General features: G+C 39.1%; 18 protein-coding genes. 4 read left to right on the top strand and 14 right to left on the bottom strand.

Features of this window, described 5'->3' with window-relative positions; translation table 11 throughout:
- Window positions 1-10 precede the first annotated feature (10 nt).
- The 4 genes from ACRD69_RS13565 to ACRD69_RS13550 form a co-directional block, all read right to left on the bottom strand.
- The gene (locus tag ACRD69_RS13565; RefSeq protein WP_430815640.1) at window positions 11-3,598 is read right to left on the bottom strand and encodes a SusC/RagA family TonB-linked outer membrane protein; all 3,588 of its coding nucleotides are present in this window, start codon (window positions 3,596-3,598) and stop codon (window positions 11-13) included.
- A 97-nt stretch (window positions 3,599-3,695) separates the two neighbouring features.
- Window positions 3,696-4,844, bottom strand: a complete 1,149-nt coding sequence (locus tag ACRD69_RS13560) for a FecR domain-containing protein (RefSeq protein ID WP_430815639.1) — start codon at window positions 4,842-4,844, stop codon at window positions 3,696-3,698.
- Window positions 4,845-4,915: 71 nt separating this feature from the next.
- Window positions 4,916-5,446, bottom strand: a complete 531-nt coding sequence (locus tag ACRD69_RS13555) for an RNA polymerase sigma-70 factor (protein WP_430815638.1) — start codon at window positions 5,444-5,446, stop codon at window positions 4,916-4,918.
- Between the two features lie 298 nt (window positions 5,447-5,744).
- On the bottom strand, window positions 5,745-6,038 hold the full coding sequence (locus ACRD69_RS13550; RefSeq protein WP_430815637.1) for a hypothetical protein: 294 nt from the start codon (window positions 6,036-6,038) through the stop codon (window positions 5,745-5,747).
- Window positions 6,039-8,594: 2,556 nt separating this feature from the next.
- Here ACRD69_RS13550 and ACRD69_RS13545 point away from each other — a divergent pair.
- Entirely contained in the window at window positions 8,595-9,401 is an 807-nt protein-coding gene (locus tag ACRD69_RS13545) for a hypothetical protein (RefSeq protein WP_430815636.1), read from the top strand.
- Between the two features lie 186 nt (window positions 9,402-9,587).
- On the opposite strand, the gene ACRD69_RS13540 is transcribed toward ACRD69_RS13545, so the two are convergent.
- Window positions 9,588-10,163 (bottom strand): DUF4136 domain-containing protein, encoded by a 576-nt coding sequence (locus tag ACRD69_RS13540; protein ID WP_430815635.1) that lies wholly within the window; start codon window positions 10,161-10,163, stop codon window positions 9,588-9,590.
- A gap of 299 nt (window positions 10,164-10,462) precedes the next feature.
- Here ACRD69_RS13540 and asnA point away from each other — a divergent pair, with 299 nt between their 5' ends.
- Window positions 10,463-11,500, top strand: coding sequence for an aspartate--ammonia ligase (asnA, locus tag ACRD69_RS13535; RefSeq protein ID WP_430815634.1), 1,038 nt, complete (start codon window positions 10,463-10,465; stop codon window positions 11,498-11,500).
- A gap of 276 nt (window positions 11,501-11,776) precedes the next feature.
- Window positions 11,777-12,586 (top strand): YybH family protein, encoded by an 810-nt coding sequence (locus ACRD69_RS13530; protein ID WP_430815633.1) that lies wholly within the window; start codon window positions 11,777-11,779, stop codon window positions 12,584-12,586.
- A gap of 61 nt (window positions 12,587-12,647) precedes the next feature.
- Here ACRD69_RS13530 and ACRD69_RS13525 read toward each other — a convergent pair whose 3' ends face one another.
- From ACRD69_RS13525 to ACRD69_RS13485, 9 genes are all read right to left on the bottom strand, one after another.
- Complete coding sequence (locus ACRD69_RS13525; RefSeq protein WP_430815632.1) at window positions 12,648-13,862, bottom strand: thioredoxin fold domain-containing protein; 1,215 nt, start codon at window positions 13,860-13,862, stop codon at window positions 12,648-12,650.
- Window positions 13,863-14,003: 141 nt separating this feature from the next.
- Complete coding sequence (locus tag ACRD69_RS13520) at window positions 14,004-15,200, bottom strand: redoxin domain-containing protein (protein ID WP_430815631.1); 1,197 nt, start codon at window positions 15,198-15,200, stop codon at window positions 14,004-14,006.
- A gap of 98 nt (window positions 15,201-15,298) precedes the next feature.
- Window positions 15,299-16,444 carry a redoxin domain-containing protein gene (locus ACRD69_RS13515; protein WP_430815630.1) on the bottom strand — a complete coding sequence of 382 codons (1,146 nt, stop codon included), beginning with the start codon at window positions 16,442-16,444 and terminating at the stop codon, window positions 15,299-15,301.
- Between the two features lie 67 nt (window positions 16,445-16,511).
- Entirely contained in the window at window positions 16,512-17,906 is a 1,395-nt protein-coding gene (locus ACRD69_RS13510; protein ID WP_430815629.1) for a RagB/SusD family nutrient uptake outer membrane protein, read from the bottom strand.
- Window positions 17,907-17,939: 33 nt separating this feature from the next.
- Window positions 17,940-21,467: a SusC/RagA family TonB-linked outer membrane protein gene (locus ACRD69_RS13505; protein WP_430815628.1), complete on the bottom strand. Its 3,528-nt coding sequence runs from the start codon at window positions 21,465-21,467 to the stop codon at window positions 17,940-17,942.
- Window positions 21,468-21,618: 151 nt separating this feature from the next.
- A complete protein-coding gene (locus ACRD69_RS13500) occupies window positions 21,619-22,773 on the bottom strand; it encodes a FecR family protein (protein ID WP_430815627.1) in 1,155 nt (384 codons plus the stop codon).
- 159 nt (window positions 22,774-22,932) lie between these two features.
- The gene (locus ACRD69_RS13495; protein ID WP_430815626.1) at window positions 22,933-23,484 is read right to left on the bottom strand and encodes an RNA polymerase sigma-70 factor; all 552 of its coding nucleotides are present in this window, start codon (window positions 23,482-23,484) and stop codon (window positions 22,933-22,935) included.
- Window positions 23,485-23,724: 240 nt separating this feature from the next.
- Window positions 23,725-24,579, bottom strand: coding sequence for a hypothetical protein (locus tag ACRD69_RS13490; RefSeq protein ID WP_430815625.1), 855 nt, complete (start codon window positions 24,577-24,579; stop codon window positions 23,725-23,727).
- A 96-nt stretch (window positions 24,580-24,675) separates the two neighbouring features.
- The gene (locus ACRD69_RS13485) at window positions 24,676-25,737 is read right to left on the bottom strand and encodes a helix-turn-helix domain-containing protein (protein WP_430815624.1); all 1,062 of its coding nucleotides are present in this window, start codon (window positions 25,735-25,737) and stop codon (window positions 24,676-24,678) included.
- A gap of 463 nt (window positions 25,738-26,200) precedes the next feature.
- On the opposite strand from ACRD69_RS13485, the gene ACRD69_RS13480 reads away from it, so the two are divergent.
- A complete protein-coding gene (locus ACRD69_RS13480; protein ID WP_430815623.1) occupies window positions 26,201-26,911 on the top strand; it encodes a coiled-coil domain-containing protein in 711 nt (236 codons plus the stop codon).
- The last annotated feature ends 38 nt before the right edge of the window (window positions 26,912-26,949 follow it).

Genomic DNA, 26,949 nt, shown 5'->3' with positions numbered 1-26,949 from the left:
TTAAGTCCTTTTAAAATCCTAGATTAAAGCCGATGGTATATGAAGCACCTGGATTAAAACGGCTTCCCTTGATAAACTCAGGATCGATTCCTTTATCATTAGCAGTCCAGATGGTTCCCAAATCACGTGCATGTGCAAATACTGTTAACTTATCTAAACCAATTGAACTGGCAATACGTTCAGGTAACTTATACCCCAGATACAATTCACGTAACCTTATATGACTGGCATCTTCCACTAATGTATTTAGGTTTGGTGCATACCAGCCCCAGCGATAACTGTAAAACTCATAGCCATTGGGTAAAGCAGGGATGCCCATTTCATCAGCCTTTCCTTCCATCAATCCATTTAAATCTTCATGGTAAAATGATTTAGTTCGAGATATCATTCCGTAACTAAATGTTGGGCGACGGAAAACATGACCAAATTTACCTGTAATTAAAGCTCTAAACGTGAAATTCTTATAATCGAATGTATTACTAAAGCCAATAACAGTAGGGGCGATAAAGGTTCCCATATTCCTTAATACATCTTCACCCTTTTCACCATTTGAACCAATATTTTCGTTCATGGTATAGGTTATGCCATTCTCCCCCTCAATTGTTGGTATATTATCCTCATTCATACCACCGTATACCCATGAATAAGCTGGGGCTACAGGTTGCCCTTCAACAAATCGATTATAGCTAATACTTCTTGGGTAAATATGAGCAATTTGTAAAGAAAGTACCTCACTTGTATTGTAAGAATAGTTTAATCCTGAGTTCCACCTTAGTTCTCCAAATTTAAGGTTGGCGTTTAAGCTTAGTTCCACTCCTTTGTTTGACACTTCAGCTACATTAAATGTCTGTCCTGTTGAACCATAGGTTGGAGCAATTGAAACATACGCCAATAAGTCTTCGCTGTGTTTATCATATACTTCAAAGGAGCCTGATAATAAGCGATTAAATAAAGAGAAGTCAACAGCCACATTTAGTTGATTAATTCGTTCCCAGCGTAAGGTCGGATTTCCATAATCACTAACATAACCTGAACGCTCACCTGTACGATTACTTGGGGATGACGATAAACTAATAACAGGCACTGTTGATGCTGTTGTAATGGTGTTACCCGAAATACCATAGGTTGTTCGTAAAGTTAGCTGGTCCAAAATTTCTACATCACTTAAGAATGATTCCTTCTTGGCATTCCAACTACCTCCAATCGACCAAAATGGTGAATACCTGAACTTTGGATCTTCTACAATCATATTAGACGCATCGGTTCGGTAACTTCCAGTTAGTGTATACTTCTGACGGAAAGTATAAGCACCATTTGCAAAAAACGAGAACAAACGTGTATTATCGTACCCGAGAGAGTGACCTGTTGACAGACCACCTCCATAATAACTCGGAATCATTGTATTCCAGTTAAAAGCACTTGATCCATAGCCGTAAACAGGATTCGCATGTGTATTACTTTCAGGATCATAACCATATAAGGTGTTGCCTGTTGACTCATTTATTTTCCAGATGTGTTCAGTGGCCACTACTACGTTTACCTCATGATCCTCGCCAAATTTTCTGTCAAAATTTATTTGATTCCTTAAATCATACGAAAGCGTTTCACTAAACTGTTGATTAAACATTCCACCCATAGGCATGTATGTTTCTGTAACAGTATTAGTTGTCTCATCATACTTGACATTATCATTGGCCATATTACGTACAACATATGTATCTTCTCCATCGTACCTTTCACTCTGTGTTGAGAATCGTTCAAACTGAAAACTTGGTGAAAAGTGTAGACCATCAAGAATTTTAAAGTCCAATGCAGTTTGAATTCGTGAGTTGTTAGATTTAGAAATATAATCACGGTTTAACATTTCTTCTACCGGGTTGTATCCCCAATTTTCATATGGTAATCCGTCAGCTGTTCTTGCTATTGGATTCATATAGGCGTAGTTTAGACCATAATCTACCTGTGCATAAGTACCATCGTCATTGATCAACCTTTCGTACGGTGATATGTTCCTGATTGTACCAAGGTCACTTCCACTATTATCATTTTTTGTTATCTCAGATGTAATACCAAAGCGAAAGCCTAACCAGTCTTTTAACTGGTAAGTGTTTCTGAAATTAATCAATACCTTTTGGTCCCCTGATTCCTGAAAGTGGCCTTTTACATTATTATATAATACAGACAAATAATATGAGGCTTTGTCTGTACTACCGCTAATGGAAACATTGTGCTGATGCGTTACCGGCTTGCGTAGCAAATACTTTTTAACATCATCTTCATAGCTGGTTGCTTTAAGACGTGCAATGGTCGCATTTAGATCAGCCGTACTGATGGCTCCGCGTTTATGATCAAAATAAGCTTGTACACCCTTTGAGTATACGTCGCGTGCATCATTTAAATTATCAGGTACACCCCAATAGATACCATAATCATTGTCTACAAGATACTTTTCATAGTTTAGCTGATTATCAACTGAGGCACGTGCTACATTGTAGTCCATATCGAGCTCTTCTCCCATTTTAAGGTAGGAGCCTAATTCTACATTAAATTTACCAGAGTTTTTACCTTTACGCGTGGTGATCACAATTACACCGTTACCAGCACGAGCACCCCAGATAGATGCAGCAGCAGCATCTTTCAGAACTGTTACGTTATCAATGTCATTGGGGTTAATAGTTGAGAAGTCTCCTTCAACCGGGAAACCATCGACAACAATTAATGGAGCCTTTTCACTATTAATGGTTCCTACACCCCGGATTGTAATCTCTGTTTCTCCAGTCGCAGGGTTGTAATTTTCTTGTAATCCAGTTACATTACCTTCCAATGAGCGAGCTATCTCCTCGTTAGGGCTCGATTCAATATCTGCACGTGTCATCACACTATAAGAACCTGTTGCACGTTCTTTGGATATCTTGGTTAAACCGGTAGCATATACAATTACTTCATCAACCGAACTGACTGCCGGCACCATCTTTATTACATACGATTCTGAATCAGAAAAAGGGCGCTCTTGATCTTCATAACCTATATAGGAAAAGGCAATTGTTCCTGTTTCATCCTCTACTTCCAAAGTAAAAGCACCTTTTTCATCCGTTATCGTACCATTGGCTGTACCTTTAATTGCAACGTTGACTCCAATAAGCGGCTCATTGGTTTCCACATCAACAATGAGGCCTTGTAGTATGTTTTTTACAGCTTGTTGTTGAACTTGCTTAATCGCTAGTACTTCTTCAGGCTTTAAAGGTCGAACAACTATGTAGTTATCAATTAATTCATAGGTAAGGCCTGTTCCTTCGGTTACTTCAAGTAATAAATGCTCAAGTTCAATTATTTGATTGGTTATTTCAACCTTTTCGCTTAAGTCGATTTCATCATTACTTAAAAGAGTAACAATTCCTGTTTGCTCTTTAATTTCTTTAAATACTTGACGATAGGTCGTTGATTTTTTGCTTAATGTCACTTTTTGAGCAAGACCTGCAGCGGAAACTTGCAAAAGCAAGACAAACATAAAAACAAAACTAATTCTCATGATTAGTAACAGTTTTCGTGGCATAGCAAACATAGTCAGAAGTGCATACCACTTTCGATTTTTTTTCATATTTTTGTAGTTTACATTGTACATAGGGTAATGATTTAGAACTGATTACCCCTATTGTTATTTATTAGACCAGAATGTGCTGGTAACACATTCTGGTTTATTTTAATTCCTTCACTAAAACGGTTCTTCCTTCAACAATTATTTTAACGTTGGTTGTTTTTTCCAATAGCGCCATAAAATGCTCAAAATCAATATTTTTATTTATTGAGCCTGCAAATCTTTTTTGAGCTACTCTCTGATTGGCAAAAAAGAAATCTACATCATACCACCTTGCTATTTTCTTTGCAAATTCATCCATTGGCATGTTATCAAATATGAGCTCTCCTTTTGTCCACGCAGTGTATATTTCTGTATCCACCTCTCGTATAGCTACATTTGATGAGGCTTTATTGAATACCGCTTGTTGACCTGGCTCCAATAATGATAGTTTATTATTAACAGCAAGTCCCACTTTTCCTTCTACCAAAGTAACCTCTTGGCGTTTATCTTCTTCGTAACTCATAACATTAAATGCCGTTCCGAAAACTTTCACAGCAGAAAGGGGAGTATTGACTAAAAATGGTTTGGCATCATTGTGTGCGACATCAAAATAACCTTCACCTTTAAGAAAAACTTCTCGTCTATCTCCAACAAAGTTAACTGGATATCGTAGTTCGGATCCTGCATTAAGCCAAATATTAGTGCCATCACTTAGTTTAAGGCTGTACTCACCCCCAATTGGCACTTTAATGGTATTATAAATTAATACATTGGATTTTACATCAATATACTCCAATACATTCGCAGAATCTTTACCAATGACTAACTCGTTTTCTCTGAAAACAATGCTTGTGCTATTATCCTCTAGAGACAAAGAACTACCGTCACTAAGAAAAAGGGTTGCTTTTTTAACCCCAGGTAAAATCTCTTCCCTTTCTGTCATTTGTGTTTGAGAGTTTTCTGAAAAGTATAAGATTCCTAAACCCAACATTAGAGGGATAGTAATTGCTGCTGCGTATTTGAAAACGGAATAGAATCTTTTTTTAACAGCGATTGAATAATAAACTTGCTTCCAGGAATTTTCTATCTCCACTTCGGTTAATTGCGTTCTTTCAGCTTCAATTTTATTACAGAACTGCTCAAAGAATGCTTTGTTTTTGGAGCTTGCATACCTCCACGTATTAAATAACGCTTGTTCTTCAGGACTAGCTATTTCTTTATGAACTCTCCAAAGTATTTTTGATTCTATTTTGTGTTTTTCAGGCATATTTCATCTCGTTATGCCTTTTTGACCTTTAAGTATTTAGATGGGGTGACAAAAAAATGAGTTTTTTTCAATTATTGATTAAATAATCGATTCCTTAAAGCTGCCCTAGCTCTTTTTAATTGTGTTTTTACAGTATTGACAGATACATCTAAATCTTCTGCTATTTCTGGAATAGTCAAATCATAAATATACTTAGCTCTAAACACCTTTTTCATTTCCTTCGGTAGAGAATCTAATGCAATTTTAACTTGCTTTATTACATCAGGATCATATTCGATACTGTCATCATTTAATTCCAGATAGTTGTTGATTAGAAAAACCTTGTGCTTATCTCTTACATTTAGATGATTAATATGGTGCAGGCATTTATTCTTAACCGCGGTGTATAGATAGGTTTTGAAATACTTGACCTTAACTGTTTCACGATTTTCCCATAGATAAATAAATACCTCTTGAACAACATCCTTAGCTACTTCAATATCGAAAACATACCCCTCTGCATACTGGACTAAGTCATTGAAATACTCCTTGAATAACGATTTATAAACCTTTAAATCACCTTCTTGAATTTTTGTTAATATTTCGATATTGGTATAGTTCACGTACACCTGATGTTAATGTAGCTTAATAAAAAAATAAAACCAAAAGTAAAGATTATACAAAGACTACAAAAACTATGTGACAGCGTTGATATTATAATTGGTTCTTTTACTGTTAGATTTTGTAGACAAAAAATGTGAATAATTGAAAATACTAGTTTTGGGTTCGTTACCTTCACACAAAACGTCAAACTGTGAAACACATTAATAAAACCACTTTATGAGACTCTCAATGATAGCGTAGATTATTTATCGATGGAGAAAACATTTCATCAAAAGGTAGTTTTATAATATTATTAAATCACAAACATGGGTTAAAAAAGATGAGTATGGGAATAGTGCATTTATATACTTGCTCCAAGTTTGTAACTCCAATATTTGTATTTATTCTGATACAACACTCATGATAAGCTTTTAGTGAATTCAATTCATCAACACTAAACTGATTGATTAATTCAACTTTCTTGTCGATTAACTTTTCACCCCAAAACCTTTTAAACGGACAGTTGGTGTTTGGAACTCCAATTGCACAAAATGACATTGGAACAATAAGAGATGCATATTTTTTTACTCTTCCTGCGTTATATTTACTCATGGCTAGTGTTTTTGATTGAGTCTTTGAATAATTACAAAAAGAACGTGGGAGCATTATTCGAAATCGAGGTACCGCTAAATACCCACACTCACAAACAAATACATCCCACGCCATAGCATGAGCGTATCTGCCATTAATTCTGTGAGTGTTATTTTGAAAATTAGCGGTTTTCGATTTTCACAAATAATAGCTAACGCAATTTTATCTAATAAGTCTTGATACCCCTTTGGATACTAATATTTATCTCAAAGATAGTCCAAATTTACATTTACACTAGATTGAAATCTGTAATTATGCAATAATTAATTGATAGTTTCGTGTGCCTTAAAGTAAATTCAGACTTTTACCTCGTAGAGCAACTCATCGTTTTTTAGGTACACAAAAACACATCTTGCATCCACTTCGTAAGAGATATTTCTAACATTGTTTTCTCTATCCGATTTTTACATACAATGGGTCTTTTTTACATGCGTAAGCCACCCTTTTTTTAGGGGCATGGTTTGACAAAAGGAAGCGGAATAAAAAGCCCGAACGATGGAAAGAATAATCAGTTCAAACAGATTTTGAGCAGACAGAGCAAAGGGCTTGTATTTTGCACCAAGCAATGATAACAAGCTTTTTGCTGTCGGGACAGTGCGATGGGAAAGAAAATGTGTTGGAATGATTCTGGCGCGTTTATGCCGAACACTTTTGCATCAAGCCATGGCCGTTCACACCTTTGCTGAAGCATGTATAAAAAAGCATAGCTTTCAAAAATTTCTTTGATTTTCATGTTAGTGGTTTTAAAGTGTATTTCTTCCTCATTAAATTACCAACACCCTTATTACCAATCAATAAGTAAAACAATGCAAATCAATCCTAATTATACGATTTTCTGATTTGGGACGTCATTTTTTACAAAGTAGACGAAAAGAAATAAATATTATTTTTCAGAAAATGAAAGGGAAAACATCAAACTTCTACCGTATCTTTTCTCCCTCCTCCTTCAAAAAATAATAGCCCTTTCTTCTCCTGCAAGGGTAGATAAACGACAACCAAACATGTCGCCCTTGCCTTGAGCGAAAGTTCTATTTCTCATTCTTACGGAGGAGCGATACACTATACGGCAGAAAGATTTAGAGAGGCGAACCAAACATGGTATACGCCATGTATTTTCTCTTTTGGGAGGGAGCTCTGACTATTGGCAGAAGAATGAAAATAATTAGGCATCTTAAATCGCATTTCTTTAATGTCACTCGAACTAATAAATACAATTACCAAATACCCATAATATTATTTACCTTTGTTTGTAGTCAATTATATCAAAAGTGACCAACGGGTGACCACTAACTTTTGACAGTTATAACTAATTGAAAATATAAGCGTTGTGGAGACGACATAAGTCCCGCCTCGGGTACCACGTCAAAGCCTGATAGTTTAACTATCAGGCTTTTTTTGTGATTAATTTTCCCATTAATCTACCCTATTGGAATGAAGCGATTAATTGGACTAACTCTTATATTTCTTCTTAATTACATAATTATTCAATCGTATTATTGTCAATATTTCTTCGATATATATCGAAGGAACATCGAACGAACATCGAACAAACATCGAACAAACATCGAAGGAAGATTGTCCAATCCTGTCCAATCCTAGAATTACGGATCAGAACCAAATTCTGGGTCCAGGCATAAATTTTACAAAGTCTGTAAAGAAAAAACTTCACATCTGACACACCTCTAAATTGGCTTCTGTTTTTATTATTTTAGGTTTAGGGTGATTAACTGAAATTTCAGTTTCTCCGTTAATGAAAAATCTAATAATATTATAGCTGCGTGTCAGGCTGAAAGCCTGATACATCAAAACTTGGGGCAACGCCCCAAGCACATATATACAATGACAATCCAGGCTGTAGGTCTGGAACATTTATAATACGCTTATCCATAAACTATGGGATAATCATTATCATAATCAACCCAAAAGAACATCATAAGCATTTATCCTATCAAGAGGAGCTTGAGATGTTTTTTAAGGAGTATAACTTGGAATATAAGCCTGAATATTATTGGCGATAGTTTCAGACTTACAGCCTGACAGTTAATCGATTAATCTTGCAAGGGGCGTTGCCCCTTGTTGTGATGTTTTAGGCTTTCAGCCTAAGAAATATCTTAGATACAAGCTGGTGTATTATGCTTATAGAAAAAAGCTGATAACTTCCTTAATAAGCTCTTTAGTTTAATTCTAATTTACCACAAAATTAAACATTTTCAGATTAGACCCAACTTTTGCATATGATCCAGAATTACTATACAGATTATTAATAGTGTACTGGAATAACTTTACACCATACAAATTTCGTCCTTAATTAATTAAACGTTTATGCTTGATACGTATCGGAGTTAACGGATTACTCAAGTAAAACTTCCTCTAAAACTTTCATTAGTAATAAACTGTTAATAAAAAATGAAACCTACCTAAAAACAGAAAAAGTTATATCTGTCAATTAGTCTCTCCTACTTCCCTATTATTAAAGGCTATTGGCAGATAGCTTAACCATAAAAATCTGAAAACGTGATGAAAAACCGTATTCTGTTTGTCATACTTCTAATAGGCCTGGCGCCTATCCTGCTTGTTGCACAGAACACTGATTCGAATTTCCAGGAAGTGAGCAAAAGTAAAGACTGGCAATTTGTTATTTCGCCTTATGCATGGTTAGCAGGAAATGCCACTGATGTTGGTGGTGAATCCTTGCGTCAATCGTTTAATGACCTTTCTTCATTGACCAACTTTGGTTTTCAAATGACATCATCGGTACGATACAAGCGTTACATCATCAGCCTTGACTGGACCTACGCGCACCTGGCAACCGGTATGGGAGGTGACCTGCTGACAGTTGATGCCAACGTACACCAATGGATCGTAGATCCCAAGATCGGTTATTTCATTTATAACAAAGTGGATTACAAAGAGGAGGCAGTGATCGCAGGCTGGAGTCTAGAAGCCAATATCGGTGCCAAATACTGGTCTAATAACATTGAGGTTGATTATGCACTCCATTCTGATATCCTGCCCATTGAAGGCTCCATTAACGAAAAACAAGACTGGTGGGACATAATGTTGGGGGCGAAAGCCCGCTTCATCCTGAGTAAATCGGTACTCTTGTCTGTTGCCGGTGATATAGGCGGCTTTGGTTTGGGTAACTCCTCAGATCTCTCATATGACTTTACCTACGCCAACTCGTTTAAGGTTTCAAGGCTTATACTGGTTACAGCCGGTTACAGATCATTTAAATACAAACGCACCGATGGTAGTGGAGAAAACAAACTGAAAACCAAGGTAAATGCTTACGGACCTTTTCTTGGGGTATCGTTTGTGCTTTAAGTTCATCTCGGTTTATAATACTGATACAGGTTGCCTGTTATGATACACCCTGATATTGAACGACTGCAACCTCTATTCAAAATCAGAACCAGTACGAAGATACCTAAGGTTTATTCTCGTAACATCAGGAAAAAGTTAATCAAAAAAGGCAGCTCATTTGAGCTGCCTCTTTTTTATAAGAAGATCTTACTTTGTCTTTTTAATAGGGAACTTACTCATCAATGCCCCAATGTTTCGTGGTATGTTTTTCTCACGCTTTTGCGGATTTTCGGTGATTGTTGATTTGACAACCCCTTGCCAGACCTGATCTTTCTCCCCCGCGTCAAACACATCCATTATTAGGGTTCCTTCGAGGTAATCGGTTTCCGAATAGGTTGTTTCTGCGTAGCCATAGCCCCAGCCACCTCTGTAACGACGGTATCCACGATAGCCTGTTGAATAGTAATCGGTATAGGCAGTGGTACTTGTCTTTTGGTCAACAACAATAAATAAACTAATGTCCATATCGCCACCTTCCTCTACGAATTTAAGTCCCCTGGCTTTAAATTCATTGGCAAAGGCATCTTTAATGCGTTGCTTATCAAACTCTGATAAAATCTGATCACTATTTTTTTCCCAACCCAAAAAACTATAGGTTTTATACTGGCTAAAATCAACATTTTTATCCATGTCCGTCACAACTTTAACAGAAGAACAGGATGACAGAAGGAAAACGGATGCAACAAATGAAATTACAAGACATATTCTTTTAAAGTAGTCCATTTTAAAGTTTTTTAGGTTAATCGTTAAAAGTTATTTCCTTAAAAATACGAAATCCTTTATAAACAAATGAATATAAACGCTAAATAGTGTCTGTAAAAACCAATTAAGCAAATAGGTAAGAATTTAATCTGATTCACCTCATCGGTGTCTTACAGTTGTGAGGCAACATCCATACCACACTTTCACTTTGACACCATGCATGATCAATGTATGATACTTTTCATCTTTTAGGTGCTTTTTAATTTTAATTTGTTACTTTGCATAACAATAAAACAATAGATCATCACAACAACGCAATTATGGCAAAACTATTTATTCCTAAAAACTATGATCCTCTTTTGGATCTAAAGCAAACAGAACATGCGATAAAAACCGTGAAAGACCATTTTCAGACGGCTCTTTCTGCCGAGCTACGTTTGCGCCGGGTTACCGCACCATTATTTGTTATGAAAGGCACAGGTATTAACGACGACCTTAATGGTACCGAAAGACCGGTTTCATTTCCTATCAAAGAGTTTAAGGACCAGGAGGCTGAGGTAGTTCATTCTCTGGCAAAATGGAAGCGTATGATGTTGGCCGACTATGACATTGATAAAGGATTTGGTTTATATACCGACATGAATGCCATTCGTCCCGACGAAGAATTAAGTAACATTCACTCTTTGTATGTTGACCAGTGGGACTGGGAACGCCATATTGGAGAGGAAAACTACAACCTGGATTATTTAAAGTACATCGTTTCTAAAATATACGAGGTAATGAAGCGCACCGAATTTGTCGTTTATGAGCGTTACCCTCAAATTAAACCCATATTACCTGAAACAATGACATTTATTCATGCCCAGGACCTGCTCACACAATATCCTGACCTAACACCTAAAGAACGTGAAGACGCCATAGCAAAAAAACACAAAGCAGTATTTGTAATTGGTATTGGCAGTAAGCTTTCCAATGGTGAAAAGCATGATGGCAGGGCTCCTGACTATGACGACTGGAGTACTGAAACTGCTAAAGGTTATCAGGGTTTAAATGGTGATATACTGGTTTGGAATCCGGTCCTGGAGCGCTCATTTGAAATATCATCAATGGGTATCCGTGTTAGTCCTGCCGCACTGGAAAAACAACTGGAAATTGAAGATTGCTCTGAACGTAAAGAGCTACTGTTTCATAAACGTTTAATAGATGGCGAACTTCCTTTATCAATAGGTGGAGGAATAGGTCAGTCGCGCTTGTGCATGTTTTTCTTAAGGAAAGCCCATATTGGCGAAATCCAGTCAAGCATATGGCCCGATGAGATGCGTCAGGAATGTAAGACCAATAATATTGTATTAGTATAAAGCCTCAACATTTAAGTTTCTCGCTAAGGACGCTAAGAATTGCTCAAAGGTCGCAAAGCATATGGGGCCATCATTCCCACTCTTGTGTACTTTACATATCGCTTCTTTTGCGGACTTTGCGAGAAATTCACTTCATTTAGGGCACCTTTTCTTCTCCTCCCCTAATCTTAGTTTTTATATATTTCAATCCCTTCGTTGACAATTAGTTGATAGAACTTTACCTTGCATTATCTCCTTCCTGTTTCAATTCGCCAGTAATCATTAAACAACGTTGTCATGAAAACAAAATTATCCTACAGCAAACTGTCAGGTATCATTCTGCTGGTAATCTTTTTTGGAGCATCATGTACGCAGCCTCATGTGCAGCAGGATGTAAAAGCTGACATTCAGATGGCAAACCAGGCCATTATGGATGCGATCAAGAGCCAGGATGTAGATAAAATAACGGCGCATTACACAGCTGACGTGGTTATTCTACCATCTAACAACGAGGCACTAACGGGCATTGAGTCTGCCAGACAGATGTGGGTAGATGGTTTTAACTATGGAATGGGCCATCTGGATTTTATCACTGAAGAAGCTATCGCCTATGGTGATATAGCGCAGGAGCATGGTATTTATAAGTATTACACGCCGGATAACGAGATGGTTGATCACGGTAAATATGTTGTTATCTGGAAAAAAGAAGGTGAGCAATGGAAAATTGCCAAAGACATCTGGAACAGCTCCTTACCAATGCCACCAAAAGCCTCAGTGAAAGACACCATTGCCCTGGTTGTTACAAAGGTAAAACCTGATAAAATAGACGCTTTATCTGAAATGGCTACAGATGTATTCCTACCGGCTTTTAACAAACATTTCCCGGACTCTAAAGCTACTTCCCGTCTTTTTAAGGTAGTGAACAACAAAAAGGGTGATGCTGAGTTGATATACTTAATTGACCCACTGGTAAAAGGGCACGTTCACGATGTTCAAACGGTTTTGTCAAGCCACTATAGTGAAGAGGAAGTATCTCAGCAATTAAAAGATTTTAAATCTTACGTTATCAAACAGGAAGTTATATATGCAGTGCCGATGAAGTGGTGAATAAGAGGGTGTAAAAAAGCCACTCTCATTTGAAAGTGGCTTTTAACATTCATCATAACTATTACATCAACTCAATATCTTTTTTCAGTTGCTCCACACGGGCATCGTTTTGTCCGCCTTTTTCAACATTCTTTGTCATAAATGCATTGACATTACTTAAGGCTTTTTCCTTATTACCCACACACTTGTACAGACAAGCCAAACAGTAATAAGCAGCTAAATTTTCAGCATCTTCTTTTAATAATCCTTCAACCATATCAATAGCTTTGGGATACAAACCTGATTCAGCAAACTGGGGGTCCATACTTACCTGGTAAGCTGTTTGGATCAGTATACTCTCACCCATACGGGCATCTTGCTTTCCAGCTTCTTCAGCCTGCCTCACACTTGCATCAAACCAATTATCATACTGCTTGTGCGACAGGTAGAAGGTATTGATGATCCGTCCTTCCATCATGGACGACTGCGGAGAATCAAACTCTTCTTTCACCTTTTCAATCTCCTTCATTAACTCATCCAGAGAGTTTGTACTTTCCGCTTTTTTCATCAGATGTGCATTGACACACTGCCCCATTACACCATCGTAATTTTCCTGACCAATACCTTCAGCAGCAATAAACTTCTCCTTATTGGCAATGATGTATTGATAGGTATCGCTGCCATATTCCAATGCACTGGAGTATCCGATAACCGTAAAGGCATTTACGTTGGCCAACTGGTCCTTTGGTGTATTGGCGATGAATTCCTGACCGACAGGTAACATCTTTTCCCTTTCGTAGGCGCCATACAAAGCCTGAATGTATTCTGACAAAAACACTACATCGCGTTCACCATCGGCGTAACGCTTGTGCATAGTACCAATCTGCTTTGATGGGTCCTTGGCCACGCCAGCGTGTTCTATCAATCCTGCCACATCGGTACCTCCTACGACTTTATGCAATACGTTCCCTTCTGAGTCCATAAACAAAAGGGTAGGAAAAGCTTTTACCCCATACTTTTCAGCCAGTTCAGGACCTTCGCCCTTTTCCATATCAACCTTAAGATTGACAAATTGCTTATTAAAAAGGTCTCCCACTTCCTTTTGTGGAAAAATATCCCTGGCTAATTGTTTACATGGACCACACCAGGTGGTATAGCAATCCATAAACACCAGTTTGTTTTCTGCTTTAGCCCTGGCTAATGCTTCAACAAAGGTACCATGCTCAAATTCTATTCCCTGAGCCATAAGGTTGACTGAGATAATCACTGCCGTTAGGGCTAATAGTAGTTTTTTCATTGTTGTATATTTTAGTTTCAAGATACATGACAAAGTATCAAGACAGATTATTTACATGATGATATTCTTTTCCAATCAGTTCACTATATCTGTGGATAATTAGTACTTATCCACCAATTCTATCTCCGATTTACCCGGCTTTCATTCTCCAAACAGCTCCTCAAACAGCTTATCCATTGCCTCATCATTATCGCCATCGGCGGCAAAACGACCAATGATTTGGCCTTCCGGGTTAAGCAATATTTTTGTTGGCAAAGTATGCACTGCATAGTCATTACCAATACTTTCTCCTTTGCGCCTGTCACCATTTAGTACGTGACGCCATATACCAATGTCATCTTCTTTGACGGCCTTGCGCCATGCAGCTTCATTACCATCATCACTGGCAATGCCGATAAACTCTATGCCTTTATCGTGGTATTTCCTATAAAGGCTTATCAGGTGAGGGTTCCCTGCCCGGCATGGTTTACACCATGATGCCCAGAAATCAAGCAAAACATATTGCCCTTTGAAGTCTTCCAGACTTAATTGCTCACCATTGATGTCTTCTTTTACGAATGATGCCGCTATGCTGCCGGCTGCACCTTTCATACTTTTTTCTATTTCAGCTTTGATAATTTGTCCGATTACGCTCTCTTTAATTTCCTCTGAAAATGCTTCAAACCTTTGCTTCACCTCATCCAACTTCATGTAGCTCTTTTGCCTGCTAAGTATACTTGCCGTGATATATGAAGATGGGTTATCATCCATGTATTTGATTGAAACTTCATTCATTCGTGCAGTAAATGGTTTAATGGCATCGTAAGCCGCTTGTGCCTTTTCTTTTAATACTTTCAGTTCCTCCTCAGGAATTTTATTCCTTGAACCTTTCATATAAGCCATGTTGGCTTTGGTATAAGCTTCACCATATGGCTCCAATTCGTCCTCAATTGGTTTAAGCATTGCATTGTAACGGCTTTGTTCATCCTGAATAACAGAACCAGATATCTCCACAGGTAATTCTGCACCTCCCCAATCATCTTTTTTAGCTTTAGCAAGATCTGCTTTAATGCTTATTTCACTATTCTCAAGCCACATGGAGAAATAGTAGTTACCCGGAGTTATCATTGCCCTTACTTCAAGCGGAGAATCAAGCCTGCCAGTTAATTCAAAATAACCGTTCACCAGCTTTATCGAATCAATATTAATGGCTTTTTGATTGGCATGATCATAATAGCCAATTGTAATGGCGCCGTCTTTTAAACCTGCTATTTCTCCTTTTATAGTATAGCCGTCTGCTTTACCCGCCTGGCAGCCTAACATCAGTGCGAGACCTATTATGATGGATAGTATCTTCATTTTGTATTTTTTATTTTTAGAACTGAGACAGAGGCTTATTCTCTCGTCAAAAAGTTATCAGAGATCATTAACCATGCTACTATGCAATCGGTGATCAATTAAAATCCAAAGATCTCTTCCAGTTTCTTATCCAATTCATCACCATGCAATAATTTGGCAATAATGACTCCATTGGGATCAATGAAGACAGTGGAAGGCAAAAAGTCCATCCCATATTCAGAGATAACGCGCGCTGGTCCATGCCCTTCAAAATCGTCAGCAACATGTATCCATGGTGTTTGATCTTCCCTGATGGCATTTTTCCACATATCATGATTTGTATCGTTGGTCACTCCTACCACCTCAAAGCCTTTATCGTGATACCTGGCATATAACTCTTTCAAATGAGGAAAAGAAGCGCGACAAGGCTTGCACCAACTGGCCCAGAAATCGATCAATACATATTGTCCCTTCAGGCTTGACAAGCTAAATTCCTCTCCATTCTGATTGAGCAAGGTAAAATCTGGTGCCACTTTACCAGGCTGAATCGCCATTTTGGCATCAATATCTTCCTTAACACTAATAATATTTGGTGTTTGCTTCGATGATTCAGGTAAAGCATCGTAAAGTGACAGCATCTCCTCAAGTGTAGCTTCTCCCTTTATAAATGGAAATATCTGAGTTACGAAATACTTGTCAATATTTTCTTCCATAAGGGACTTTTGCGCTTTCCATACTTCCTTTTTCAGGTCCTCGCTTATATGGCCATACTCTTCTTTAAGCTCCTCATAAGCCTCATAATTCTTCTCTTCATAGGCGGCCATCATTTTAGCGTATACGGCTTTACACTCTGTAAACTCTTCACGCTCCATCACGGTTGTATTCATGGCATGAAAGCGTTGTACAAGGTCGTGATTTGGAGAACCGGATAATTCAATTTCAGGAATATACCCCCTCTGAGCATTGGCAATATCTGCTCTTAATGTAAGCTCACCATTTTCAAGAATACAGCCAAAACTCAGCTCAGTATCCAGCAACTGAAAGGCATAAGAAGATGTTTCAATAGCAGGCAAAGCATATTCAAACTGACCATTGATTACAGGCACCGTATCCATGCCCTGGAAACTCATTGTCTGACGGGAAAAGGTTCCGATAACTAATTGGTCATTATCAACACCCTCAATGGTTCCGTTAAGTGTAAACTGGTTGGGCTGACTGCACGCAAAGAGAGCTGCAATCGACAGAAAGCATAGTAATTTCTTCATTTTAAAAAGTTTTTAGAGTTGTAGTGTGATACCTGACAGGTATCAATAACCTGTCAGGTACAAAAGTCTATAAACCACGTGGGTTTTGTTCCAGTGGGTTGATGGCAATTACATTCAATGGAATTGCCCACATGTAATTATCCGATGAAGCTGAAATGGTAAATGTTTCACCATTAACCGTCCGTGAATGTGACAAACCCAGGCGCTTCATATCAAACCAGCGCCAAGCTGTTAATCGCAGTTCTTTTCTGCGCTCTATCATTATTTCTGCTAAGGTTGTTGCATCATCAACATGTACATATGGAGAATAGCTGGCTGCATAATAGCGCTTTTCGCGCAGCATGTTAAGGTACGACACAGCCTCGTTACTGTTTGGTGTTGCCTGCTTCATCAATGCCTCACAATAGTTTAGCAAGACCTCTGGTGTTTTAATACCAGACCAGGGCTGCTGACCATCATTGGTAGCTATGTAATAACCATCTGGCACAGGTGCACCATAAGGATCTTCATCTGACATAAAATACCAGTAACGCATATCTGTTGCCGGATCAAATAAAGCTACCAGCTCGCTTGATAAATACAGCTCTGTGCGGTACCACCCCTGCTCATTCACATATATATTTTCAGGGTTGCTAAGTTTGTTATTATCGAAATTAATAATCCCCATGGCTGAATTGCCTGTTGCCGGGTCTCCATCACCATTGTCAACGGCATACATAATTTCATTGTAATCTTTTAAGGTACTATAAAAGTCAAGCGACTTCTTAGAATGCTCAGCTGACAATTCATAGTTCTCCTGATAAAGATAAAGTCGTCCCAATAAGCCATGAACAGCAGCCTTGCCGGCGAAAGTTCTATGCTTAGGATTATCAGGCAAGGCATCCAATGCTACATCCAGATCACTTAAAATCAGATCATAAACTTCCTGCACTGTACTGCGGGGTGTCAACACGTTGATATCCATGGCAAGTGGTACAGGTACACCTAAATCTGAGGACGCAGTGCCCGCATTGTAGTGTTTGGCATAGCCGTTGACCAAATAAAAGAATGCATTGGCCCTGATAAAATGAGCTCTACCACGAGTATCTTCAATATCGTACATCGTGCCTTCCTCGTATGAATCAAGATTATCTATTACAAAGTTTGCTCGTGAAATGGTTTTGTAATAGTCAACCCAATCCGCATCCTGTTCATTTTCCTGGTACATATAATCCTGCCAGGTATAAGCATTCATGGTTGATACCGATGAGCGGGGTATCAAAAATTCAGGTATCACAACATCATCTGATTGATTTCCAAAGTTACCCCCACCAGAGTTAATATCATTGGTTACATTTAGCATCTGCGCCAAATCATCTGTATTCTCAGGTATTGTTTTTCCATACGGCAACAGTGTCACGTAATCATCGCCACAACCGGCTAAAAAGGCCGTCATTAAAAACGCATATATAATATTTTTCATTGTCTTCATTTTTATTGTTTTAATCAGGCTTTATTAAAATTGCATCGATAATCCGAACGTATAGTTTTTGAAACGCGGAAAGTCGAAATCACGCACATAATAAAGGTCGCCTCCTGTTTCCCATGAAACTTTTGTGTCATAGATGCGATCATTATCAGCAGCAGTCCAGTGCCACAGGTTTTCAATACCAACCTTAAGCTTCAGGCTTTTAATGGCCGGCACATTGATCAGTGATGTAAAGTCATAGGTAAGGTTGATGCTTTTTAACTGGATCACATCAGCATTATCAATATTGTAATCACTGTCCCATACAGCACCATATCTGTCCGGTGCACTATAGGCCGTATAGTCCAGTTTCGGTATGCTTGTATGCGCCTCATCTCCGGCTTCTCGCCAACGCTTGTCATAAACATTGATCATGTTTTTTGATCCTGCTGTTCGTACCGGGCTTGGGTAGTTATACTGCTTGGCAAAATGACCAAAGTCGTATAAAATAAAGATGTCAGCCGATAAGTTTTTGTAGGTAAAATGATTGTTCAATGATCCGAAAACCGGCGGTGTCATACGACCAATAAACTTACCATCATCAATATCAAAGGTTCCCATTTCCTGCCATGATACAATGTTTCCCTCTTGATCATACACCTGTGGCTCACCTGTAGCGTCAAGACCAGCATTGCGATAACCATAGATAAAATCAATCGCCTGCCCTTCGACCGGGTTACCCATTACCACATCTGTACGGTTATTAGCCGGTTTGCTCACTTTTAGTAATTCATTGTAATTATAGGAGAAATTAAAGTTCACATCATAACTAAAGGCCGGCTGACGAATAATACTGGCACCAATATTCAGGTCGAAACCACGGTTAAGTATCTCTCCGTTATTCATCTTCACCTGTTCCCATGGGAAAGATGAACCACCGAAACCTGTTGTCGGATCAAGGTTTACATAAGCCAGTACATCTTCACTTCGCTTGTTGTAAAATTCAATGCTACCAAACATGCGCCTGTTAAACAATGAGTAGTCCATACCTATGTTTGTTGTATAGGTCTTTTCCCAACCAAGCAGAGGATTTTCAGGGTTGGCTACTGATAGTGCCTGCTCACCGGTAAAATAGTCTGTACTGGCATTGGCAATCAGGAATGGCGAGGTATTTTTATCAATATTACCAGCCAATCCATAAGAACCTTTTAGACTCAGTTCATCAATCCATGCAGCATCAAAGAAGTCCTCACGACTAAGGTGCCACTTAGCCCCGACAGACCATGCCGGCTGATCCTGGTATTCACTGGACTGGCCAAACAGGTTAGTTTTGTCTAAACGCCAGCTGGCTGAAAGATCGTATTTCTCTTTATAACTCACATTACCCAGAAAGAATACCGACTGGAAACGATCCTCACTTTGATACCTTGCTGGCACCTGCCACATTGAAGCCCAGCCATAAAAAGCATTGAGATACCCCTGGGTCAGATCCTGCCAGTTAACCACGTTTTCAGTCAGGCGTTGTGAATTATAATTAAAACGGGCGTTACCCATATTGTTCTCAGTCTTGAACGCATTACGTTCCCAACCTGCGTTAAAGCCCACATTAAAATCCTTCAACTGCTTATTGATACTCATTTGTAAGCGGGTTGTCAGGTTCTCTGTTTTCGTATCATCGTACCAAAGGATATTTCCGTAAGGAATGACCTGGTTCATATCGGCTGCAGTATAGCGATTGACATAACTACGAACGCGATAAGACTCCTTATCGGCCAAATCTTCAGTTCGCCCGTTACCAATACTATAGCCTATTGATGCTGTAAATTTCAACCACTCGGCCGGTGTAATGTCCAAAGAAGCATTTGTAGCAATATTACTGCTCTTGCTTTCCTTATCTTTCAGTTCCTGTTCTTGTACCTGGTTATAGAAGAACGGTAACAAACCACGGCTTTCGTGATACTCAACAGTAGCCGCATCATAACTGCCATTTGCCTCATGAGCGTAGTTACCATCTTCATCGAAGAAACGAACGTAAGGTCGGGTCATTGACGCAAACTGGCCATTGCTCTTATTGCTTCTGAAGTTACCCAGCACACTCATGTTCAACTGCAACAAGTCGTTATACTTAAAGCGGTCGTTCAGGTTAAAAGATATATTATCTCCTTTGGTCCCCTGCCACATGGCCTTGTTTTCATCAAATGAAATGGATGCGTAAAACTGGTTTTTGGCTGTACCATAGTTAAATGATAAGGTATGTTTCTGCACCATTTCACGTTGGAAAAACAATTCCTCTATATCACGGCGATTATCATATGATGCCAGTTCATCGCGCATTGCCAGTGCTTCTTGCTCACTGATAGAGCCAGCCTGCATTGCGGCATATATTTCACCCAGTTCCGATTTATAATTATACCAAGGGAATGCGGTGATACCAGCTTTTTCATATGACTCCCATTCCAAATCAACATATTGCCCGGTATTCATGATATTTAAATCATCAAGCTTAGGTTGTTCAGTCATCTGGAAAGTACCGTTATAGTTAACGCGCAATTTACCGTCTGACTTACCGCGTTTAGTAGTGATAACAATAACACCGTTGGCACCGCGTACACCATAAATAGAAGCAGAAGCAGCATCTTTCAAAACGGTTAACTGCTCAACATCATCGGGATTAATTTCCAACAGGTTGCCTTCCCATGGATGCCCGTTCAGAACAATTAATGGATTTGACTCAGCTGATAAGGTAGATGCTCCTCGTATTACAATGGTTCCGTCTTTATTCACTTTAACACCAGCAGCCACACCTTCAAGGCGATCAACAAGGTCAACCGAAGCTACATTGGTAATATCATCAGCATTAACAATTTGAAATGAACCGGTCGCCCTCTCCTTGGAAATGGTCTGATACCCGGTTACCACCACTTCATTTAAGCCCATGGTTTCCTCTTCCAGTACCACATCGATCTGGGTGCGACCTTCAACTGCGATTTCAACTGTTTTATATCCTAAACTCGACACCTCAAGTACCAGGCCTTCTTCATCCGGTGCCTCCAGCACATATGTACCATCAACCGCCGACACGCAACCAACTGTGGTTCCTTTGAAACACACAGCAGCAAAGGGCAATGGTTCGCCGTTCTGGTCCTTGACCGTTCCTCGTATGGTAACTTTCTTTTCCTCCTGCTGAGTTAGCTCCATTTGTACCAGTGGTTTTTCCGAGGGCTTGATCACTATATAATCATCCACCAGACGAAATTCCATATTGGCATCTTCCAATACCTGCTGATACAATTCTTTCAGATCGAATGTTCCTTCTTCCACTTCGATCATACCATTGATATCCATCTCATCGTTACTTAAGATGGTTATCAGGCCGGTTTGGCGTTCCACTTCCTTAAACAGCTCCTTGTAGGTTGTCTGAGTTTCTTTCACACTTACTTTCTGAGCCCAGCCCGAAGCAGATACCTGTAAAAAAATCCCGAATAATAGAATAAAGCTAATCCGCATAGCTAACAGCATTTTACGAGGTACTTGTATAAAGGTACGACAAGCCCCCCTTTTTTGTAAACTTTTCATAGATTTGTAGATCTAATGTTAATAATTGCCGGAATTGACTTTGGCGAGACCTTTCCGGGGATTGAATTTAGAGATGGGGAGTGTTAGCGCACTCTCCATTTTATTTTAACGTTTTAACCTGAATTTTGAAATTTAAATCAAACTCAGGTTATTAGTACAGTGCTTTCACCAGTACCGTCTTATCTTTTACATCAATTTTAACCTGTGTTGTTTCTTCAATCAGGTTGATAAAAAACTCAAAGTTAGTTTCACGACGAACAGCTCCTGTAAAGCGCTTACCTTTCACATCTTCATTGGCAAAAAAGAAATCAACATCATACCAGCGCCCAAGTTTATCAGCCATCTGTTGTAAAGTCATTTCCTCAAAACGGAAAACCCCATCTTTCCAGGCTGTGTAAAGGTCTACATTTACCTCATTGACAAACATAGCTTTGGTGGCTTTATTTACCTGAGCCTGTTGTCCGGGTTCGATCAGGGTTTCGGTGCCATCAACCAGCACAGCAACACTACCTTCTACCAGCGTGGTTTCTGTCCTGTTGTCGCTTTCGTAGGCCATCACATTAAACTGTGTTCCGTATACCTTAACATCTGAGGTAGCGGTTTTAACCAGAAATGGCACGTCTTTATTGCTTGTAACATCAAAGTAGGCCTCTCCTGTCAGGTATACTTCCCTTTGTTCGTCATTAAAACTAACGGGGTAGGTTAATGATGATTCAGAGTTAAGCCACACTTTTGTGCCATCGGCCAGCACCAGTTGATACTCGCCACCCCTTGGAATTGTAATGGTGTTATACTTTTGCTCAATGGAGGGCTTTGCACTATAACTCAATATATCCATAGAGTCAACACCAATCACCTGTCCGTCTTTATCACGGATGAGCGTTTCACTTTCAGCATCCAGTTCAAGGTACTCTCCATTGGCCAGTTTCAGCATAGCTTTTGATGAACCAGGTTGAATCTGGTGAGCTGTTTCAATGGTCTGCACTTCTTTTTCTGATAACTGAAACACGGCCAGTGCAACAGCCAGTGGCACAATAATAGCCGCAGCATATTGTAACCATCGCTTATAACCTTGTTTTTCTTTCGTCAGCATCGCTTTATTAATTTTCTTCCACGATTGCTCAAGATCATCAGGTGTAATATCGATCTTTCCATTATCGTAATTTGCCCGCAACTTCTGATAATACACCTGGTTACTCCTGCTATCGCTCAGCCAGAGCTCAAATTGCTTTTGCTCTTCCGGATTGGCTAAACCCTGTAGGTTTTTCCAGATAATTAAATACTCTATGTCTATTTTAATGCGCATTGTTTTGTGTTCATTTAGTAAGTAGACTCATTGGCTTTGAATATGGTCGACAAGAATTGTGTTTTTTTTGAAAAAAATATCCAAACCCGGCATAAACCAGATTCATTAGAGGCTGTTTGAATATACCTGTCAGGGTGCAGACCAGATCCTTTGAGGCACTTAAAGTATGAACACCAACAAGGTGCGGTCAAATAACAGGCTTCGCAGTTTAAGCTTTGCGCGTCCCAGCTGTGTTTTTACTGTACTGACCGATATATCCAGATCTTCTGCTATTTCACTCATGGTGAGTCCATGTACATATTTGAGACGAAAGATGCGCTTCATTTCCCTGGGCAATTGCTCCAAAGCTTCATTCACCTCTTTTACTAATTGCGGGTCAAGTATATCATCATCCGATTGCTCCATCAGGTAGGAATCAATCAGGTACACCTGGTGTTTATCTTTAATACCAATATTTCGTAGATAAACGAGGCATTTGTTTTTAACGGCCGTATGCAAGTACCACTTTAAGGATTTAATATCTTGTGTATCGCGTTTTTCCCATAAAGTAACAAACACGTCCTGCACAATGTCTTTACAGGCATCTTTATCATATACAAAACGAAAGGCAAACTGCATAAGGGTAGGATAATAATTATCAAACAGTGAACGGTATACCTGTTCATTGCTATTGCGTAATTCTTCGATAATTATTTTATCACTTAATTCCATCGGTAGTTCCTGACTTTGGCTTATTGGGGTGATACAAAGAAAGGAATTTTTTAAGTGATTGCAAGAATGCCGTTTAATGGGTGTCGTAAATCATAAACTTATAGTTGCCCCATACAGGAATGATATACACAAGCTCATCCTTCCGACGAGAGGCAGAGCACATCTACGATGGTAACGGTAAAGGCACTACCCCGCCGGCGTGCTTGAACGTCAGCTGAGTAATGCGCAGGTTCAAGCCTGTCAATGTCTATAAGAACCATCTGGTAATACGCTTGGTAATTGATAAGTTGCATTCGTCAGTAATTCATACACTGCCTTATCTGTATCCTTCACTTTTTGAGGCGTATTAAGTTTCCACTCATGTCCAATCTCTTCCAGTCGCGTGGCTTGAGCTCCTAAAATGGATGACATGGCCCAGTAGAAATATTCTGTTACCTGACAGTCGTATTCGCATGTTGCATCGTCATAGCTATACCAGGCATTCTCAGGATACGTATTCGGAATACTTGTAAAACGGCCTCCACGCGCAATATCCATCGCATTTGAAATATCAGTTCCTGCACCTTCTCCAAATACCTCCGGGTAGGCATATGCATATCCGGCATGTGTGATAATATGCCATATTTCTTCTATGCTGGCATCAAAGCGCCCTTTCAAACCACCTGAAACATAAGATGGATTTGTCTCGTCATTACCCAGATCCTGCCCGAGTCTGCCCGAGGGGAAACTAGCATTCAGATCACTTTCCTTCCCCCACATCACAACAAAAGCTTTGTTCTCCTGCATTTTATCAAGCACCAACTGGTTATCAACGACACCATCTTCATCATTATCGAGGTATTGGGCCATTACATTGGCTGCATGTAATAAGTTAGCGTCACTAACACCCGCGACGGCATATATATCAATGCCAAAAACCTGTACTTTGCGATTAAAACCTTTTAATATACCATCGGCATTGGCCACAATGGTAAAATTTGGATCATCGCCGGGTTCAACAAGAACAGATGGTTTATCATCATCCCTGGAGCAGGATGCACTCACCATAATTACCATTAATACTACCAACAGCATTTTCTCCGTTACTTTCTTCATAACTAATAATTTTTCGTTATACGTTAAGTTGTCTTCACTAAACGCAAATGAATAACTATCATTACGAATTTCCATGTCCAATAAGTCTGCCTGCTTCTATCCGGACTTACTCATACTGGCTTTGTACTGACTGGGAGTTTGTCCTTCAAGACTTTTAAAGACGGTGTAAAATGTTGATTTGGAGTTAAAACCCGCCTCCTCCGCCAGCCCCAACATGGATAATTGTCCGGCGCGTTCTGAATTTAACAGCCTTTTAAACTCATCAACCCTGAACCGATTAATGTAAGAGTAAAAGTTACATTGTTCCTGTTGATTAATTAGTCGCGACACCTCTTTTTCTCCAATCTCACTTATATCTGATAACATGCGAAGATTGAGTTTTGGATTGGTATACAAGCGCTGCTCCTGTACCAACATATTCAGTTTAGTCCACCGTTCACTATCCTCATCTTGCTTAGCATATGCTTTACTCCCCTCTGCCTCTTCATCGATAATAGGCTGTATAAACAGTTTTTGCTTAAAGATCTCAGGCTGCGAAAAACCGTTATGCCCTATCCATAAGATGGTGAAAAAAGTTAACAGACTTGAAAGCCCGGCCCATTGGTATTCAAAGCTCTCATTTTGCAACACCGCAAAATCTTCAATGATCCACAAAACATGAAACCCGAGGAAAATAATGATGATCACGCGGATCCATTTAAGTGTTAAACGCTCAAGGTTGGAATAATACGATTTCAATCCCCTTTGGTGCCGCCTGATATAATAAAGCAGATACGCCAGGATAGAGCTATTAAATACGTATTCAATGACAACAACGCTAATGTCAAACATATTGAACACACACCCGGGAATCAACAATAAAAGTATATAAAAGCTATTGGAACGATTGATGGTTCGCCTGACGTATAAAAGTAACAATGGCATAGTAAACAGTGAAGATTGGAATATCCGCTGATCCTCATGGACAAACTGCTCACCTAACACAGAAAAAACCTCGCCGCCAAGACTAAACAGGAAAAGGCTCAGAAAAACATTGGCCCTTCTGTTATCTGATTTAACTGTCAGAAACAAAACTCCCAACACCAGGGCCGTAGTAAATGAAAAGATATCAGCCAATGAGAAAAGACTCAATTCCAGTTGTATTAAATAATCGTTCATGCAGATGTGAGATTTAGCTTAAGATTTGAGCTGCCATTTAAATACAAAACTAAGAAACTGATCATATATTATTATCCCACTCAACAAATCGGATCGGCATAATCTTTCAATTCACACATCAACGCCCGCTTGACTTTTGCCAATGTAAGGTCGTCCTGTTCTGAATAGATAAGTGAGTATTCGCCTGTTCAACTCAATATTATAAGGATGTTTTAAATAATAATTTTCACAAAGCATACAAACATTAATCAATAACAACATATACTTTATGAGCTTTGTGTAAATCATAGTGACCTTTGCGTGAAACTTAAATTTTGAACAGCTATTTTTCACCTCCTATGCTACTCTTAACCAAACACTTTAAAACAAAGTGTTATTTTTTTTCTCATTTCCAGGTAGGGTATCATCCACTAACAGCGGTAAGTGAATAAACAAACAGTTTATCAACCTAAAAGCATACATCATGAAAAGTTATTTAAAAACACTTATTGCTGCATTAGTATTTGTATCATTTGGATTTATAGCAACTGCCCAAACTGCCGGTGAAGGTCCTATATTAACCGAGGAACAAAAAGAAATGGTAGCTCAGCACAAGGCAGAGAAAGAGGCCAATCATGAAGCCTTTAAGGCAACTTTAAGTGAAGAGCAGCTGGCTATATTGGAAAACAAGGAAATGAGCAGGCAGGAGAAAATGAAGGCTTTTGCCGAATCACTGACTGAAGAACAAAAAGCCATGCGCAAAGCTAACAAGGAAAGCATTACAGCCAACCGCGAAGCATTGCGTGCAACATTGACCGACGAACAAAAAGAAGCTATTAAAGCACATCGTGAGACAAAACGCGAAGAATTCAGAGCATCGTTAAGCGATGAGCAAAAGGAACTGATCGCAGCGGCTAAATCAGAGAAACAAGCTAATCGTGATGCCTTTAAAGCATCATTAAGCGAAGAACAACTGGCAATACTTGAAAACAAAGAACTGAGCAAGCAAGAAAAGCAGGAAGCACTGCGTGCAACTCTTACAGACGAGCAGCGCGAGCTAAGAAAAGCAAACATGCAGTCGATGAAAGAAAACCGTGAAGCCATTAAAGAAACCTTAACAGACGAACAAAAACAAGCTCTGAAGAAGCAGGCAAAGCAACGTGCCCGCAAAAAAAGAAATGCCAATAATGGATAATTCCCCAATAGTTTGAATGTAAAAGTACAGGTTCCCCG

Origin of the sequence: Carboxylicivirga agarovorans (assembly GCF_050589845.1) — a bacterium.
GTDB lineage: Bacteria > Bacteroidota > Bacteroidia > Bacteroidales > Marinilabiliaceae > Carboxylicivirga > Carboxylicivirga agarovorans.
Note: the sequence above shows the minus strand (reverse complement) of the source record. Positions and strands in the feature narration are given on the sequence as shown.